At 72.0% G+C, this 15,451-nt stretch carries 11 protein-coding genes; 5 read left to right on the top strand and 6 right to left on the bottom strand.

Going from position 1 to position 15,451, the window contains the following annotated elements; translation table 11 throughout:
* Positions 1–162: 162 nt before the first annotated feature.
* Genes ACGFT2_RS18580 through ACGFT2_RS18560 form a run of 5 tightly spaced genes read right to left on the bottom strand, consistent with a single transcriptional unit; the run spans position 163 to position 8,133 of the window.
* Positions 163–768 (bottom strand): ATP/GTP-binding protein, encoded by a 606-nt coding sequence (locus ACGFT2_RS18580; RefSeq protein WP_393279172.1) that lies wholly within the window; start codon positions 766–768, stop codon positions 163–165.
* Positions 749–4,432, bottom strand: coding sequence for a hydantoinase B/oxoprolinase family protein (locus tag ACGFT2_RS18575; protein ID WP_393279170.1), 3,684 nt, complete (start codon positions 4,430–4,432; stop codon positions 749–751). Before ACGFT2_RS18575 ends, ACGFT2_RS18580 begins: the two co-directional genes overlap by 20 nt.
* A gap of 24 nt (positions 4,433–4,456) precedes the next feature.
* Entirely contained in the window at positions 4,457–4,852 is a 396-nt protein-coding gene (locus ACGFT2_RS18570) for a DUF742 domain-containing protein (protein WP_393279168.1), read from the bottom strand.
* Positions 4,853–4,861: 9 nt separating this feature from the next.
* Entirely contained in the window at positions 4,862–5,296 is a 435-nt protein-coding gene (locus ACGFT2_RS18565; RefSeq protein WP_393279166.1) for a roadblock/LC7 domain-containing protein, read from the bottom strand.
* Positions 5,293–8,133, bottom strand: coding sequence for a nitrate- and nitrite sensing domain-containing protein (locus ACGFT2_RS18560; protein WP_393279164.1), 2,841 nt, complete (start codon positions 8,131–8,133; stop codon positions 5,293–5,295). Before ACGFT2_RS18560 ends, ACGFT2_RS18565 begins: the two co-directional genes overlap by 4 nt.
* 401 nt (positions 8,134–8,534) lie before the next feature.
* Between ACGFT2_RS18560 and ACGFT2_RS18555 the strand changes: the two genes are divergently transcribed.
* Positions 8,535–9,086 (top strand): hypothetical protein, encoded by a 552-nt coding sequence (locus tag ACGFT2_RS18555; RefSeq protein WP_393279162.1) that lies wholly within the window; start codon positions 8,535–8,537, stop codon positions 9,084–9,086.
* A gap of 338 nt (positions 9,087–9,424) precedes the next feature.
* Here the strand turns inward: ACGFT2_RS18555 and ACGFT2_RS18550 are convergent, their stop codons facing one another.
* Entirely contained in the window at positions 9,425–9,748 is a 324-nt protein-coding gene (locus ACGFT2_RS18550; RefSeq protein WP_393279160.1) for a bifunctional 3-phenylpropionate/cinnamic acid dioxygenase ferredoxin subunit, read from the bottom strand.
* Between the two features lie 502 nt (positions 9,749–10,250).
* Here ACGFT2_RS18550 and ACGFT2_RS18545 point away from each other — a divergent pair.
* The 4 genes from ACGFT2_RS18545 (at position 10,251) to ACGFT2_RS18530 (ending at position 15,446) form a co-directional block, all read left to right on the top strand.
* Positions 10,251–11,090 carry an IclR family transcriptional regulator gene (locus ACGFT2_RS18545; protein ID WP_393279158.1) on the top strand — a complete coding sequence of 280 codons (840 nt, stop codon included), beginning with the start codon at positions 10,251–10,253 and terminating at the stop codon, positions 11,088–11,090.
* A gap of 375 nt (positions 11,091–11,465) precedes the next feature.
* Entirely contained in the window at positions 11,466–12,551 is a 1,086-nt protein-coding gene (locus ACGFT2_RS18540; protein ID WP_393279156.1) for an S-(hydroxymethyl)mycothiol dehydrogenase, read from the top strand.
* Positions 12,548–12,724, top strand: a complete 177-nt coding sequence (locus ACGFT2_RS18535) for a hypothetical protein (RefSeq protein WP_393279154.1) — start codon at positions 12,548–12,550, stop codon at positions 12,722–12,724. The genes ACGFT2_RS18540 and ACGFT2_RS18535 overlap by 4 nt, the downstream gene beginning before the upstream one ends.
* Before the next feature lie 64 nt (positions 12,725–12,788).
* Complete coding sequence (locus tag ACGFT2_RS18530; protein WP_393279152.1) at positions 12,789–15,446, top strand: FAD-dependent oxidoreductase; 2,658 nt, start codon at positions 12,789–12,791, stop codon at positions 15,444–15,446.
* The last annotated feature ends 5 nt before the right edge of the window (positions 15,447–15,451 follow it).

The raw sequence follows: 15,451 nt of genomic DNA, 5'->3' as shown, positions 1-15,451 counted from the left end.
GACGGGAGCGGCGCGCAGGACGAGCGGCGGAGCGCGCGACGGGAGCGGTACGCAGGGAAAGGGGCGGAGCGCGCGTGGAGAACGCGGCACGCGCGCGTGGGCGCTTCCCACCGGACCACGGCTCGTACCCCGGTCGGCGGAGGTACGGGCCGTGCCCCTGTGTCAGCCGCTGACGGCGTGACGGTTCTCGGTCGTGTACTCCATGGCGTGCTGGACGACGCCGATGAGCACTTCCTTGACCGACTCCCGGTCGCGCGCGTCGCACAGCAGGACGGGCACGTCGGCGTCCAGGTCGAGGGCCCCGCGCACCGCGTCGGCCGGATAACGGGACGCCCCCTCGAAGCAGTTGACGCCGACGATGAAGGGTATGGACCGCCGCTCGAAGTAGTCGACGGCGGCGAAGCAGTCCTCCAGGCGGCGGGTGTCGGCCAGGACGACGGCGCCCAGCGCGCCCTCGGACAACTCGTCCCACATGAACCAGAACCGTTCCTGCCCAGGTGTGCCGAAGAGGTACAGCACCAGGTCCTCGCGCAGGGTGATACGGCCGAAGTCCATGGCCACGGTGGTGGTGTGCTTGCCCTCCACCCCGCTGGTGTCGTCCACCGGGCGCCCGGCCTCGGTGAGCAGTTCCTCGGTGCGCAGCGGCCTGATCTCGCTGACCGCGCCGACGAGGGTCGTCTTGCCCACCCCGAAGCCGCCGGCCACGAGGATCTTGAGCGTGACGGGCTCGACCGGAGGCTTGCCGCGCTCAGAACGCCCGAAGATCATCGATCTCTTCTCCTGCTTGATGGTGGTCGGGTGACGGTCGGCCGTAGCCGCCGCCACCAGGGGTTTCGATGACGAGCACATCGTCGGGGCCGACGTCTGCCGAGCCGCTGCCGCCGAGGTCGGTGACCGTGCCGTCGGTCCGCTCCACGCGGTTGGCGCCGAGCGCTCCCGGCTGACCGCCCGCCATGCCGTAGGGGGGCACGCGGCGGTGCTGGGAGAGCGTGGAGACGGTCATGTCCTCCAGGAACCGGATGCGGCGCACGGCACCGTCACCGCCGCGCCACCGACCGGCGCCGCCGCTCCCCCGGCGGACGGTGAACTCCTCGAGCCGGACCGGCAGCCGCCACTCGAGGACCTCGGGGTCGGTGAGCCGGGAGTTGGTCATGTGGGTCTGGACGACGTCGGCGCCGGGGAAGCCGTCGCCCGCTCCCGATCCGGAGGCGACGGTTTCGTAGTACTGGTGGCGTTCGTTGCCGAAGGTGACGTTGTTCATGGTGCCGGAGCCCTCGGCCTGGACGCCGAGCGCGCCGTACAGGGCGCCGGTGATGGCCTGCGAGGTCTCGACGTTGCCCGCGACCACGGCGGCGGGCGGCTCGGGGGCGAGCATCGAGCCGGGCGGCACGACGATGGTCAAGGGCCGCAGGCAGCCGTCGTTGAGCGGGATGTCGTCGGCGACCAGGGTGCGGAAGACGTACAGGACGGCCGCGTTGACGACGGCGAAGGGGGCGTTGAAGTTGGTGGCGAGCTGGGCGGAGGTGCCGGTGAAGTCGATGGTCGCCCGGCGCCCGGCGCGGTCGACGCGCACGCGGACGCGGATGACGGCGCCCGAGTCGGTCTCGTAGGCGTACTCGCCGTCGTCCAGGGCTTCGACGACGCGGCGCACCGCCTCCTCGGCATTGTCCTGGACGTGCCGCATGTAGGCCTGGACGACGTCGAGGCCGTACTCGTCGATCATGCGGCGGACCTCGTCCACGCCCTTCTGGTTGGCCGCGATCTGCGCGCGCAGGTCGGCGAGGTTGGTCGCCACGTTGCGGGAGGGGTGGGTCGCCTCGCTGAGCAGGCGGCGGGTCTGCTCCTCGCGGAAACGGCCGTTCTCCGCGAGGAGCCAGTTGTCGAAGAGGACGCCCTCCTCCTCGATGGTGCGGCTGTGGGCCGGCATGGATCCGGGGGCGATGCCGCCGATCTCCGCGTGGTGGCCGCGCGAGGCGACGTGGAAGAGGATCGTGGGCTCACTGTCCGTGTCCGCCGCCGGGTCGGTTCGCACGGTGTCGAAGACGGGGGTGATCACGGTGACGTCGGGCAGGTGGGTGCCGCCATGGTACGGGTCGTTGACGGCATAGGTGTCGCCCGGCCGCATGGCGGTGGCGCGGCGCCGGATGACCTCTTTGACGCTGGTGCCCATGGAGCCCAGGTGGACGGGGATGTGGGGCGCGTTGGCCACCAGGTTTCCGTCCGGGTCGAACAGGGCGCAGGAGAAATCCAGGCGTTCTTTGATGTTGACGGACTGGGCCGTGGACTCCAGGCGGGCCCCCATCTGCTCGGCGACGGACATGAAGAGGTTGTTGAAGACCTCGAGCAGGACCGGGTCGGCTTGTGTGCCGAGATCGGAACTCTCCGTGATCGCCGTGCGTTCCATGAGCAGATGCCCGTCGTCGGTCGCCGCGGCCCGCCAGCCGTCGTCGACGACGGTCGTCGTGCCGGCCTCCGTGATGATCGCGGGGCCGGTGACGGTCTCGCCGGGGGGAAGGCCCTCGCGGCGATGGAGGGGTGCGTCGCGCCAGGCGCCGCCGGTGTGGAGGCGGACGGTACCGGGCGTGCCGGGCCGGCCCTCGTACGGGGTGAGGGCCGAAAGATCGGGGGGTTCGGTGATGCCGGTGGCTTCGACGGAGAGGGCCTCGACGACGATCGGGCGGTCGAGGGTGAAGGAGTACGTGGCGCGATGACGTTCTTCGAAGGCCTGCCGCATGGCGCCGGGCTCGGTGAGTTCGACGGTGAGGGTGGTGTCGGTGCCGTCGTAGCGCAGTTGGGCGCGGCGGGTGACCTGGATGTGCTTCTCCGGGACGTCCTCGTCGAGGAGTTCGGTGCGGGCGGCCGTCTCAAGATCGTCGGCGACGGTGCGGACACCCGGCATGGCCGCGGTCTCCAGGGGTGCCTCGACGGACTGTTCGCGCATGGCGGTGGTGTCGGCGAGACCGATGCCGAGCGCGGAGAGGACGCCGGCCATGGGGGGCACGAGGACGGTGCGGATGCCGAGCGAGTCGGCCACCCGGCAGGCGTGCTGGCCGCCGGCTCCGCCGAAGGTGGTCAGGGCGTATCGGGTGACGTCGTGGCCCTTCTGGACGGAGATCCGCTTCACGGCGTTGGCGATGTTGGCGACGGCGATCTGCAGATAGCCCTCGGCCACCTGCTCCGGGGTGCGGTCGTCGCCGGTCCGCTCGTGGATCTCGTGCGCGAGAGTGGCGAAGCGGTCGCGGACCAGGGCGCTGTCCAGTGGCTGGTCGCCGCCGGGCCCGAACACGGCCGGGAAGTGGTCGGGCTGGATGCGGCCGAGCATCACGTTGGCGTCGGTGACGGTGAGCGGGCCGCCGGCGCGGTAGCAGGCCGGGCCCGGGGCGGCTCCGGCGGAGTCGGGGCCGACTCGGTAGCGGGAGCCGTCGAAGTGCAGGACGGAGCCGCCGCCGGCGGCGACGGTGTGGATGTCGAGCATGGGGGCGCGCAGTCGGACGCCGGCGATCTGTGTGGTGAAGACGCGCTCGTAGCCGCCGGCGAAGTGGGAGACGTCGGTGGAGGTGCCGCCCATGTCGAAGCCGATGACGCGGTCGAAGCCGGCGCGCTGCGACATGCGCGCCATGCCGACGATGCCGCCGGCCGGACCGGAGAGGACGGCGTCCTTGCCGCGGAACTGCCCGGCCTCCGCCAGCCCGCCGTTGGACTGCATGAACATCAGCCGTACGCCGTGGAGTTCGTCGGCGACGTGCCGGACGTAGCGGCGCAGTACGGGCGAGAGGTAGGCGTCGACGACGGCCGTGTCCCCGCGCGGGACGAGTTTCATCAGCGGGCTGACCTCGCTGGACAGCGAGATCTGCGAGAAGCCGGTGCGGGCGGCGAGGTCACCGATCGCCCGCTCGTGGGCGGGGTACAGGTGGCTGTGCAGGCAGACGACGGCGACCGCGCGGATCCCGTCCTCATGGGCCCGGCGGAGCTGGCCCGCGAGGGTGCCCAGGTCAGGGGCACGCAGCACGGTGCCGTCGGCGGCGATCCGCTCGTCCACCTCGACGACCCGTTCGTGGAGCGTCTCGGGCAGTTCGATGCGGCGGGCGAAGATGCGGGGGCGGTTCTGGTAGGCGATGCGCAGGGCGTCGCCGAAGCCGCGGGTGGTGACGAGGAGGGTGCGTTCGCCCTTGCGTTCCAGCAGGGCGTTGGTGGCGACCGTGGTGCCCATGCGCACGGCTTCGACGGGCTCCTCGGAGCCGCCGAGGAGGTCGAGCACCCCGGCGACCGCGGCGTCGGCGACGGGGCCCCCGTTACTCGATCGGGGCCGGGAGCCGGAGAGGGCCGGGTTGTCGGAGAGCAGTTTGCGGGTGAGCAGCCGGCCGTCCGGGCGACGCGCGACGATGTCGGTGAAGGTGCCGCCTCGGTCGACCCAGAACTGCCAGCCTGCCACGTCAGTACTCCGCTTCCGCGCCGGTCACAGCGCCCGGAGGCCGTTGATCACGTCGCGCAGAATACTCTCGTCCGGCAGTTCGGCCGGCGGTACCGGACGCGTGACATGGACGAATTCCGCGTGCACGAGGTCCCCGATGAGGACGCGGACCACGCCGATCGGCAGGTCGAGTTCCGCGGCGAGTTCGGCGACCGACTGCGGCGTGTCGCGGCAGAGCCCGACGATCTCCACGTGCTCGGGGGACAGCGTCGCGTCCGCCTCCGGGTCGCCCGCGCCGGGCTCCGTGACGACGACCGCGATGAGGTCGAGGCGGTGCTGGGTCACACTCGTGGTGCGGCCGCGCGTCATGGCGTACGGACGGACGACCGGCCCGGCCTCGTCGTCGAACCAGTGTTTTCTTCCCTGACCGTCTCCGCTCATGCCATCCCACTACCCGCCTGCGGTGAGATCGGTGCGCGGGGCGGCGGCCAGATGCACGCCGACCCGCTTGACCAGGAGCGTCATCTCGTAGGCGACCTGCCCGACGTCGGAGTCGGCGTCGGACAGGACGGCGAGGCAGCTGCCGTCGCCGGCGGCGGTGACGAACAGGAAGGCGTCGTCGAGCTCCACCACCGTCTGCCGCACGCTGCCGGCCTCGAAGTGCCGGCCGACGCCCTTGGCGAGGCTGTGGAAGCCGGAGGCGACGGCGGCGAGGTGCTCGCTGTCCTCCCTGGTGAGGTCCTTGGACACGCCTGTGGGCAGCCCGTCGCCGGACAGGACGACGGCCTTGCGGATGCTGGCGACCCGGTCGACCAGGTCGTCCAGGAGCCAGTTCAGCTCCCCCTTGTTCGTCGCTGTGCGGTCGGTCGCCTTCGGTGCGGTCATCGACCGTCCCCCTTAGTGGTTCCTTGTGCGGTGCCGTTCCGGTCCCCGTCGCCCGTGTCGTTCTCCTCGCGGCCGCGCTGCCAGCCGCGCTGGAGCGAGGCCATCCGGCTGCGGACCTCCTCGGCATCACGGTCGGCGGGCTGGGCCGGGCGCTCGGATCGCCGTTGCGTGTCCTGCTTGAGCTGGGGCGCCAGGCTGGCCTGGCGGATACGCCGGGGCAGCGGTCCGGTGCCCGGTTCCGTGCCGGGCTCGCCGGCCGGCGCGGTGCGGCCGGCTCCGGACCCGGGCGCCTCACCGCTGGACGGCGGCGTCTCGTCCGGACTGCCGGAGCGAAGCGCCTGGGGCCGGGTTCGCCTGGGCAGTGCCGGAGGTGCGGAGGTCGCCCCGGTCCCGTCGGCCGGAGCGATCTCGGGTCCGGCCACGCGTTCGATGGCTTCGACAGGGCGCTGGGGAGCCGCCCCGCGGCGGCGGGCGGGCAGTGGTGCCAGTCCGCCCGCGTCGGCGCGGCGCGGGCCGCCGGAGGGCTGCTGGTCGGGCTCCGCGCGCCGGGAGCGCTGGTCGGTGACGGGCTTGCCGTGCGAGCTGACGAGCTTCGGCGTCTGCCGCCGGGGCAGCGGCACGGGGCCGCGGGCGCCGGTCTCCGCACGTGCGGGGTGGTCGCCCGGCAGGGCCGCCGTGGGGTCGTCGTCACCGGGACGGGAGCGGCGGGGGCGGAACAGTCCGCCGCGCTCGCTGTCCTCGTCCGCGAGGACGCCGGGGAAGTCGTCGAGGGCGTGCAGATCGACCGGCGGTTCCAGTTCGACCGGGCCGTCCAGCAGAGAGGTCGGCAGGCCGGGCAGCTGCAGCGGCGCCGGCGAGCGTCCGGGGGCGCGGCCCGAGGCCGGCGCGGGGTCCTTCGCGGGACGGTCCCTGTCGAGACGGAAGCCGATGCCGTTGGTGTCCGGTACGTCGTCGGTCAGCAGGGTGTCGGGGACGAAGACGACGGCGGTGGTGCCGCCGTAGGGCGACGGCTGCAGGGAGACGCGGACGTTCTGGCGCTGGGCCAGTCGGCTGACCACGAACAGGCCGAGCCGGTCGGTGTCGGAGAGTTCGAACTCGGGGGTTTCCGCGAGGCGCAGGTTGGCGTCCAGGAGTGCCTCGGCCGTCATGCCGAGACCTCGGTCGTGGATCTCCAGGGTGAACCCGTTGGCGACCCGTTCGCCGAGGACCTGGACGGCGGTGTGCGGAGGTGAGAAGACGGTGGCGTTCTCCAGGAGCTCTGCCACGAGGTGGGTGAGGTCGGCGACGGCGGGGCCGGTGACGGCGATCCGCGGCAGGCGCCGTACCTCGATGCGTTCGTAGTCCTCGACCTCGGCGACGGACGCGCGGACCACGTCCATCAGCTGGACCGGGCGGCGCCACTGCCGGGACGGGGCGGCACCGGACAGGATCACCAGGCCCTCGGCGTGGCGGCGCATGCGGGTGGTGAGGTGGTCCAGGCGGAAGAGATCGGCGAGTTCGTCGGTGTCCTCGGTCCGGCGTTCCATGGTGTCGAGGAGTGTGAGCTGCTTGTGCAGCAGCACCTGGCTGCGGCGGGCGAGGTTGACGAAGACCTCGGAGACGCCGGCCCGCAGCTCGGCCTGCTTGACGGCGGCCTCGACGGCGGCGCGCTGGAGGGTGTTGAGGGCCTGGCCCACCTCGCCGATCTCGTTCTTGTCGTACTCCAGACGCGGCACTTCGGTCTCGACGTCGACCTGCTCGCCGGCCGACAGCCTGCGCATCACGCCGGGCAGCCGGACGCCGGACGCCTCGTGCGCCTCGAGGCGCAGCTGCCTCAGGTCGCGCACGAGGGCACGGCCCACCCGGACGGAGAGGAAGAGGGAGAACAGGAGGGCGACGAGGCCGAGGAGGCCCACGACGGCTGCTTGCACGATGACGCCCATGGCCACCGGACGCATGCGGTCCTGGAATCGGTCGCTCGCGTGGTCGTCGAGGGTGCCGAGTCGGTCGAGGACTCCGGCCGCGGCGGAGTCCCAGCTCCTGGCGGTGACCCCGCGCGGGGTGCCGGAGTCCGCTCCGATGACGGACCGTTCGGCCACCCGCAGCGGAGCGGTGGTGGCGTTCTTCCAGAAGCGTTCGTAGCGTTCGCGTTCCGCGTCGGGCAGCAGCGGCAGGCTGATCTCGTAGAGAACGGTGCGCTGGGCGGCGAGGTCGGCGATGTCACGGGTCTCGTCGCGGGTGAGACGGCCGACGACGAGAGAGGAGCCGAGGAGGGCGTCCTCGCGGGCGAGCAGTTCGCGGGCGCGGGCGATGGTGACCAGGGCGCGGGCCTGCTTGTCCATCTCGATGTCGTCGATGCCGTCGAGGGCGGCGAGCAGCACGTAGCAGGGATCGACGAGGCGGTTGTAGAGGTCGTAGGCCTGGGCGCGGGTGACCGTGCCCTCCTCGACGCTGTGCCGCAGGGAGCCGATGCCGTCGAAGGCGTCCAGGACGGCGGTGAGGCGTTCGGCGTCGCCGGCGTCCATGCCGTCGCGGACGTCGTGGTCTCTGGCGTTCCTCCGGAGCTTGCCGATCGCCCGGTCGGTGGCGCCGCGGGTACGGTGCAGCGCGGAGAGGGCGTCGGCGGCCCGCGGGTCGGCGAGGTAGACGAGGGTCTGGCGGCGCTCCTGCTGCAGGACGCGGACGGTGTCGCCGGCGGGATGGCCGATGTCCTGCACGACGTCGGACACCCGGAACAGCTGGGTGACTTCGCGCCCCGTGAGTACCGTGGCGAAGCCCCAGACGGCGGCCAGCGACACCAGCGGCACGAGAAGCAGCGCCACGATCTTCCGGCGGATCGACTTCCCGCGAAAGCGCATGGCCTCCCCCAGCTGGACCCCCGCCGGTCGGGGGTGCACATGTACGTCAACAAACGGCGCGAGCCTACTACCGCCGCACACTTAACTCGAAGGCGTGTCCGGAGGGCGAACTCCCTTGGTGGCGGCGAGACATGCCGAGTTGTCCGGGCATTGGGGGAGATTGCCACCGTGATCCGTGGGGGCGCGCCGGGGTCGGAACCGGCCGTCTCGGGGGCGGTTGGCCGGATTTTTTCGCCGATCGGGAATCTTCGCGCGTTCTCGTTCGTCCTAGCCTTCGGGAAATGGGGGCGGATTGGGCCACAGGAGCCGCATCCCGCATCCCGGCGGCGTAATTGAGCGCAAGCCGGGCAGCCACTGGGGAGTCGGTGTTTTCGGGCACCGGGGCGAAGGGTCTGCCGGCGGTGGGGAGGCACACGGTGAGGGGCACGGCTGAGCGGCGCGAGGCGCCCGAGGAGAGCGTGGCGTGGCGCGCGGCGGCGCGGCAGGACCCCGCGGCGCCGGACAGGGGGTCTCCGGCACCCGGACACGCCGGGCAGCCGACCGGGGGTGAACAGCCGCGGACGGTCCGGCCTTTGTGGGTGGAGGAGCCCGCACGACGCCACCCGATGCCTGACCCGGTGCGTGCGGCGGCGGTGCGCGCGGTCATCGTCATGGCGGTGACGCTCATACAGGCGATGGTGGCGTTCCTGTGCACGATGGCGGGGTCGTGGCTCGCGTTCCCCATGGTGATCAGCAGTGTGGCGAGCACGGTGGTGGCCACCTGGGCCGTGGTGGACGTGTGGGTGACCCGACAGGTGTGGAGCCAGCGCTACGGCGTGGTCTCCGCGCCGAGCAGCACGGCCCGGACGCTTCGGCGGGAGCGGCGCGCCCGCCGGCGCCAGGAGCGGGCGGCCCTGCGCGAACAGGAGCGGATACGCCGGCGGGGCGGCACCGGACAGTTGTCGCACTCCTGATCCAGAGGGGTCCCTTCCTGCTGATCCCGGGCGTCCGTCGCAGTCCTGATCCAGGGCGTCCGTCGCAGTCCTGATCCGGAGCGGCGCAACGGGACGGAACGAGCCTGGGCGGCCGTTGGTGAGACGGGCACCGGAGGGAGGCGCCGACGACGGTCACGGTCCTCAAACGGCGCGGCTCCCCGGGGCACGGATTCCCGAGGTACGGCTCCTCGTGGCACGGCTCCTCGGCGTACGGCTCGGACGGCGTGAGGCGGTGGGGGCCGTACCGGCCGGACCGGGGGTGAGGAGGGAAGACGGGTGTGTCCGAGCAGGCCGGCCGGGCCGGCCCTCGGCTGTCCTCATGCGGCCGTACCCTCCTTCGCCGTGAGGTGGACGTGGACGATGCCGTCCTCGACGGTGACGCGATGGGTGCGGACGGGGCGGCGGGCCGGAAGGCAGGTCGGCTCGCCGGTGCGCAGGTCGAAGGACGCGGCGTGCAGCGGGCATTCGACGAGGCAGCCCTCCAGCCAGCCCTCGGAGAGGGACGCGTCCTGGTGGGTGCAGGTGTCGTCGACGGCGTACAGCTCGCCCCGCTCGGTGCGGAACACGGCGATCGGTGGCGTGGTCTCGACGCGGAGGGACTCTCCCTCGGGGAGGTCTTCGAGGCGGCAGACGGGAATCATGGGTCCCCCCTCTCGGTCCGGGACACTCGGTCCGGGACCTGCTCGACACAGGCGTCAGGTGAAGACGTCTGGTGCAGGTGTCAGGTGCAGACGTCGGGTTCGGGCGTCTGGTGCAGGCGTCAGGTGCGGACGTCTGGTGCAGGCATCTGGGATGTTGCGGCTGTCCGGTCCTTGTCGGTCCGCCGCGGTGCAGCGATACGTACGGGACTGGCGGGCCGCTGTCGGTCACCGGTCCGGCTCATCCGCCCGTCCGGCTCATCCCGCCCGTCCGGCTGATCGCGACCCGTCCCGGCTGGTCCGGCTGGTGCGGTCCGTCCGGTTGATCCATCCGGTCCCACTGATCCGGCACCCTTACGGGATCCGGACGCCTGGGTAACATGGTGTTTCACATGGCGCACAAGCCAGCGCCATGCGCAACAGAATCCGGGCGGGACGACCATCGCGTCAAGGGCTTCCCGCAGATGCGGCCCGAACCGGGCCCCCAGGTGGTGAGAGTTGAGCCATGACCCGCACGCAGAAGCAGCCTGACCGCAGCGAGCAGACCCTGGAGAACGCGAGACCCGCGGAGAGACGGAACGGCCGCGGAGCGGCCAGTGCGGTGCAGTCGGTGGATCGTGCCGTGAGCGTGCTGGAGATCCTCGCCCGGCACGGCGAAGCGGGCGTGACCGAGATCGCCGAGGAGCTGGACGTGCACAAGTCCACGGCGTTCCGGCTGCTCGGCGTGCTGGAGAACCGCGGCCTGGTGGCCCAGGCGAAGGATCGCGGCAAGTACTACCTGGGAGCCGGCGTTCTGCGCCTGGCGGGGGCGGCGGCGGTACGGCTGGACATCTCCCAGGAGGGCGTCCCGGTCTGCCGGGAGGTCGCCGACGAACTCGGCGAGACGGTGAACATCGCCGTGCTCGACGAGGACGCTGCGGTCAACATCATGCAGGCCCGTGGCACCGCTTCCGTCACCGCGCAGAACTGGCTGGGCAGACGCACCCCGCTGCACGCCACCTCCAGCGGCAAGGTGCTGCTCGCGCACATGCCGCCCACCCTGCGTGAGGGGCTGCTGGCACGATCGTTGCCGCGGTTCACGGACCGTACGATCACCGGCGCGACGATGCTGCGGACCGAACTGGAGGCCGTGGTGGAACAGGGCTACGGCATCACGATCGAGGAGCTGGAGCTGGGGCTCGCCGGCGTGGCGGCTCCGGTGCGCGCGCACGACGGGAAGGTGATCGCCGCGATCAGCGTCTCGGGTCCGGTCTACCGGTTGAATTCCGACCGGCTGCCAGAGGTCGCGAAACGGACCGTGGCGGCGAGCGCCGAGTTGTCCCGCCGCATGGGATACGGCTTCTGACAGCGAGCGAGCGGACCGGCCCGATGGGTGAGCCGATGAGCAGAGCCCTTCCAAGTGCACGCCGCCCCAGGCGCACCACCCGTGGCAAGACCCACCACCCACAACTGCGCAACCCACCCCGGCCAGACCCACCACCCACGGCCAGGCGCATCACCCGCGGCTGGACCTACCACCCGGGGCGCGGGCCGGCGCGTCTCCCGCGTCGCGCCACGCCGTTTGAGCCGTCCGCGCCGTCGTGTGTCCGACTTGTTTCGCCCCGCAGGTTCCTTTTGCCAAGGGTTAACGCGCACCTCTTGACGGCCTCGTGACCGCCTTCTCAAGATGTTCCCCACCACGCAACCCATCGTGCAATGCGCAACAGCAGAGGAGCTTGTCGTGCCACACGAGGTCCGTGCCGTAGTCGCCGTGAAGAAGGGCGCTCCCGTCGAGGTGCGGACGATCGTCGTCCCCGACCCGGGGCCCGGTGAGGTGCTCGTCGGCGTGCAGGCCTGCGGGGTGTGCCACACGGATCTCCACTACCGGGAAGGCGCGATCACGGACGACTTCCCGTTCCTGCTGGGCCATGAGGCGGCCGGCACCATCGATGCGGTCGGCCCCGGTGTCACCGACCTGCGGCCTGGCGACTATGTGGTGCTCGCGTGGCGGGCGCCGTGCGGCGGCTGCCGCTCCTGCCGCCGTGGCCGGCCCTGGTACTGCTTCGAGTCCCGCAACGCCGCGCAGCCCATGACCCTGCCGGACGGAACCCCGCTCGGCAACGCCCTCGGCATCGGTGCCTTCGCAGAGAAGACGCTGGTCGCGGCCGGCCAGGCGGTGAAGGTCGATCCGGCGGCGCGTCCCGAGGCGGCCGGTCTCATCGGCTGCGGGGTGATGGCCGGCTACGGCGCGGCGGTCAACACGGGCAACGTCGGCCGCGGCGACTCGGTCGCCGTCATCGGCTGCGGCGGCGTCGGCGACGCGGCCATCGCGGGCGCCTGCCTGAACGGCGCCATGAAGGTGATCGCCGTGGACATCGACGACAGGAAGCTCGACCGTGCGGAGAGGTTCGGCGCCACCCACACGGTCAACTCCCGTGGCACCGACCCGGTCGAGGCGGTCCGGGAACTCACCGAGGGCCACGGCGTGGACATCGCGATCGACGCGGTCGGCCGGCCGGAGACGTTCGAGCAGGCCTTCTACATGCGCGACCACGCGGGTCTGCTGGTCCAGGTCGGCGTGCCCTCGCCCGAGGCGAAGGTCGAACTCCCGTTGATCGACGTCTTCTCGCGCGGTGGCGCCATCAAGTCATCCTGGTACGGGGACTGTCTGCCGAGCCGGGACTTCCCGTTCCTGATCGACCAGTACCTCTACGGACTCCTCGACCTCAACGCGTTCGTCTCCGAGACGATCGCCCTGGATCAGGTGGAGGAGGCGTTCGGCAAGATGCACCGCGGTGAGGTGCTGCGCTCGGTGGTGGTCCTGTGAGTGCAGGGGGTCCGGGTGGCACCGGCCCCTCGTACTTCGGCCGGCCGGCCGTCGAGCACCCCGGCCACGACCATGACCACGGCCACGGCCACGGCCAGGACTGCGTCGACCACACCGCCCACCGCCAGGACAGCAGGATCGCCGCCGAGTGGCCGAACCTCTCCACCGCCTGAACGGCTCCCTCGCATCCTGAACGGCTCCGCCGCATCCGCCATCCCCGCCACCACGAGGAGGGGCATGTCCAGCACGTCCGAAGCCCACGGCCACACACCCGAGGCCCCGCACCCCACCGCCGACGGTCACCGCCCCGCACCCGAAGACCGACACCGCCCGGCCGACGCTCACCGCCACACACCCGAGGCCCCGCACCCCGCCGCCGACGGTCACCGCCCCGCCACCCTCGAAAGCCGGCCCCGAACACCGCCGGCCCAGGACCGCCGCCCCGCCGAGCACCGCCCTCGCGGACCTCGTGTCGTCGTCATCGGCGCCGGCATCGTCGGCTGCTCCCTCGCCGACGAGCTGACCGCTCGCGGCTGGAGCGACGTCACCGTCCTGGAGCAGGGCCCCCTGCCCGCCCCCGGCGGCTCCACCTCGCACGCGCCCGGGCTCGTCTTCCGGACCAGCCCCTCCCGGGCACTGGCGCAGTTCGCCGCGTACACGATCGAGAAGTTCCTTTCCCTCCGGGTGGCCGGCGTCCGCTGCTTCGACCAGGTCGGCGGCCTGGAACTGGCGACCACCCCCGAACGCCTGGCCGAGCTGCACCGCCGAGCCGGTCACGCCGCCGCCTGGGGCATCCGCGGCGAGGTCGTGAGCGCCGCCCGCTGCAAGGAACTGTGGCCCCTGCTGGACGAGTCGGTCGTCCTCGGCGGCTTCCACACCCCCGACGACGGTCTGGCCCGGGCGCTGCTCGCGGCCCGTGCCCAGCTGGACCGGGCCACCGGGCGCGGTGCCCGCTTCCTGGACCGGCACACGGTCACGGGGATCGAGCGGGCGGGCGGCCGGGTCACCGCGGTCGTCACCGACCGGGGTACCTTCCCGGCGGACCACGTCGTGTCCGCCGCCGGCTTCTGGGGGCCCGTCATCGGGCGCATGGCCGGAGTCGACGTACCCCTACAGCCCCTCGCGCACCAGTACGTGCGGACCGGGCCGCTGCGTGAGCTGGGCGGTGCCACGGCCGAGGCGTCGAAGCCGATCCTCCGCTTCCAGGACCGGGATCTGTACTTCCGTGAGCACACCGATCGCATCGGCATCGGCTCGTACGCGCACCGGCCGCTGCCGGTGGACCCGTTCGCCGTCCCGCCCTACGACGAGGCGCGCGCCCGGGACATGGAGATGCCGTCCTCGTACCCGTTCACCGTCGAGGACTGGGCACCGAGCTGGGAGGACTGCCGGTGGCTGCTGCCCGCCCTGCGGGAGACCGAGATCGAGAGCGGGTTCAACGGGGTCTTCTCCTTCACCCCGGACGGTCTGCCGGTTCTCGGGGAGACCCGGCAGTTGCGCGGCTTCTGGCTGGCCGAGGCGGTCTGGGTGACCCATTCCGCGGGTGTGGCGAAGGCGGTGGCCGAGTGGATGGTCGACGGGCGGCCGTCCATCGACGTGCACGAGTGTGACCTCACGCGTTTCGAGGAGGCGCAGCGTTCACCGTCGTACGTGCGTGAACGCGGCTCACAGCAGTTCGCCGAGGTGTACGACGTTCTCCACCCGCTCCAGCCCATGGAGCGGCCGCGGCCCCTTCGTGTCAGCCCCTTCTACGTCCGCCAGCAGCAGCTCGGGGCCTTCTTCCTGGAGGGCTCGGGCTGGGAGCGCCCGCACTGGTACGAGGCCAACGCCCCGCTCGTGGACGCCCTCGGTGAGCTGCCCGAGCGTGATGCCTGGTCCGCGCGCTACTGGTCGCCGATCGCCGCGGCGGAGGCCAGGGCGACCCGGGAGAGGGTCGCGCTGTACGACATGACCCCGCTGCGCCGCCTGGAGGTCACCGGCCCCGGCGCCCTCGCCTTCCTCGACCGGATGACCAGCAACAACCTGCGAAAGAAGCCGGGTGCGGTCACCTACACCCTGCTCCTGGACGAGGCCGGGGGGATCCGTTCCGACCTCACCGTCGCCCGGCTGGCCGCCGACCGCTTCCAGGTGGGTGCCAACTCCCCCGCAGATCTGGACCGGCTGCTGCGCCACGCGCCGGCCGACGTCCAGGTGCGGGACATCACGTCCGGCACCTGCTGCGTCGGCGTCTGGGGCCCGCTGGCCCGCGCTCTCGTCCAGCCGCTCACCGGGGACGACTTCAGCCATGAGGGCTTCGGGTACTTCCGTGCGAAGCGGACCTGGCTCGCGCATGTTCCGGTGACGGCGATGCGGCTGAGTTACGTCGGCGAGCTGGGCTGGGAGCTGTACACCAGTGCCGATCTCGGCCTTCGGCTCTGGGACACGCTGTGGGAGGCCGGGCAGGACCTGGGCGTGCTCGCCGCGGGCCGCTCCGCGTTCAACTCGCTGCGCCTGGAGAAGGGTTACCGGGCCTGGGGCACCGACATGACCGACGAGCACACCCCCTTCGAGGCCGGCGTCGGCTTCGCGGTCCGCATGGACAAGGAGGGCTTCACCGGCCAGGAGGCGCTGCGGGACCGGCCCGCGCCCACTCGCCGGCTCACCCCGCTGCTGCTGGACGACCCCGCGTCCGTGGTCCTCGGCAAGGAGCCCGTCCTCGTCGGCGGAGCCCCGGCGGGCTATGTGACCAGCGCGTCGTACGGTTACACGCTCGGCCGCTGTGTCGCCTACGCCTGGCTGCCTGCCGGCCTCGCCACCGGTACGGGCGTCCACATCGAGTACTTCGGTGAGAAGGTCGCGGCCACGGTCGCCGACGAGCCGCTGTTCGACCCGGAGATGACCCGCATCCGCCGCTAGGAGGC

Source organism: Streptomyces sp. NPDC048514, assembly GCF_043199955.1.
Taxonomy (GTDB): Bacteria; Actinomycetota; Actinomycetes; order Streptomycetales; family Streptomycetaceae; genus Streptomyces.
This window is presented reverse-complemented; position numbering and strand designations above follow the sequence as displayed.

Excerpts from the sequence above, each read along its gene's own strand:
- ACGFT2_RS18565 (WP_393279166.1), bottom strand. The coding sequence starts at position 5,296 with ATGACCGCACCGAAGGCGACCGACCGCACAGCGACGAACAAGGGGGAG.
- ACGFT2_RS18570 (WP_393279168.1), bottom strand. The coding sequence starts at position 4,852 with ATGAGCGGAGACGGTCAGGGAAGAAAACACTGGTTCGACGACGAGGCC.
- ACGFT2_RS18530 (WP_393279152.1), top strand. The coding sequence starts at position 12,789 with ATGTCCAGCACGTCCGAAGCCCACGGCCACACACCCGAGGCCCCGCAC.
- ACGFT2_RS18580 (WP_393279172.1), bottom strand. The coding sequence starts at position 768 with ATGATCTTCGGGCGTTCTGAGCGCGGCAAGCCTCCGGTCGAGCCCGTC.
- ACGFT2_RS18545 (WP_393279158.1), top strand. The coding sequence starts at position 10,251 with ATGACCCGCACGCAGAAGCAGCCTGACCGCAGCGAGCAGACCCTGGAG.
- ACGFT2_RS18550 (WP_393279160.1), bottom strand. The coding sequence starts at position 9,748 with ATGATTCCCGTCTGCCGCCTCGAAGACCTCCCCGAGGGAGAGTCCCTC.
- ACGFT2_RS18560 (WP_393279164.1), bottom strand. The coding sequence starts at position 8,133 with ATGCGCTTTCGCGGGAAGTCGATCCGCCGGAAGATCGTGGCGCTGCTT.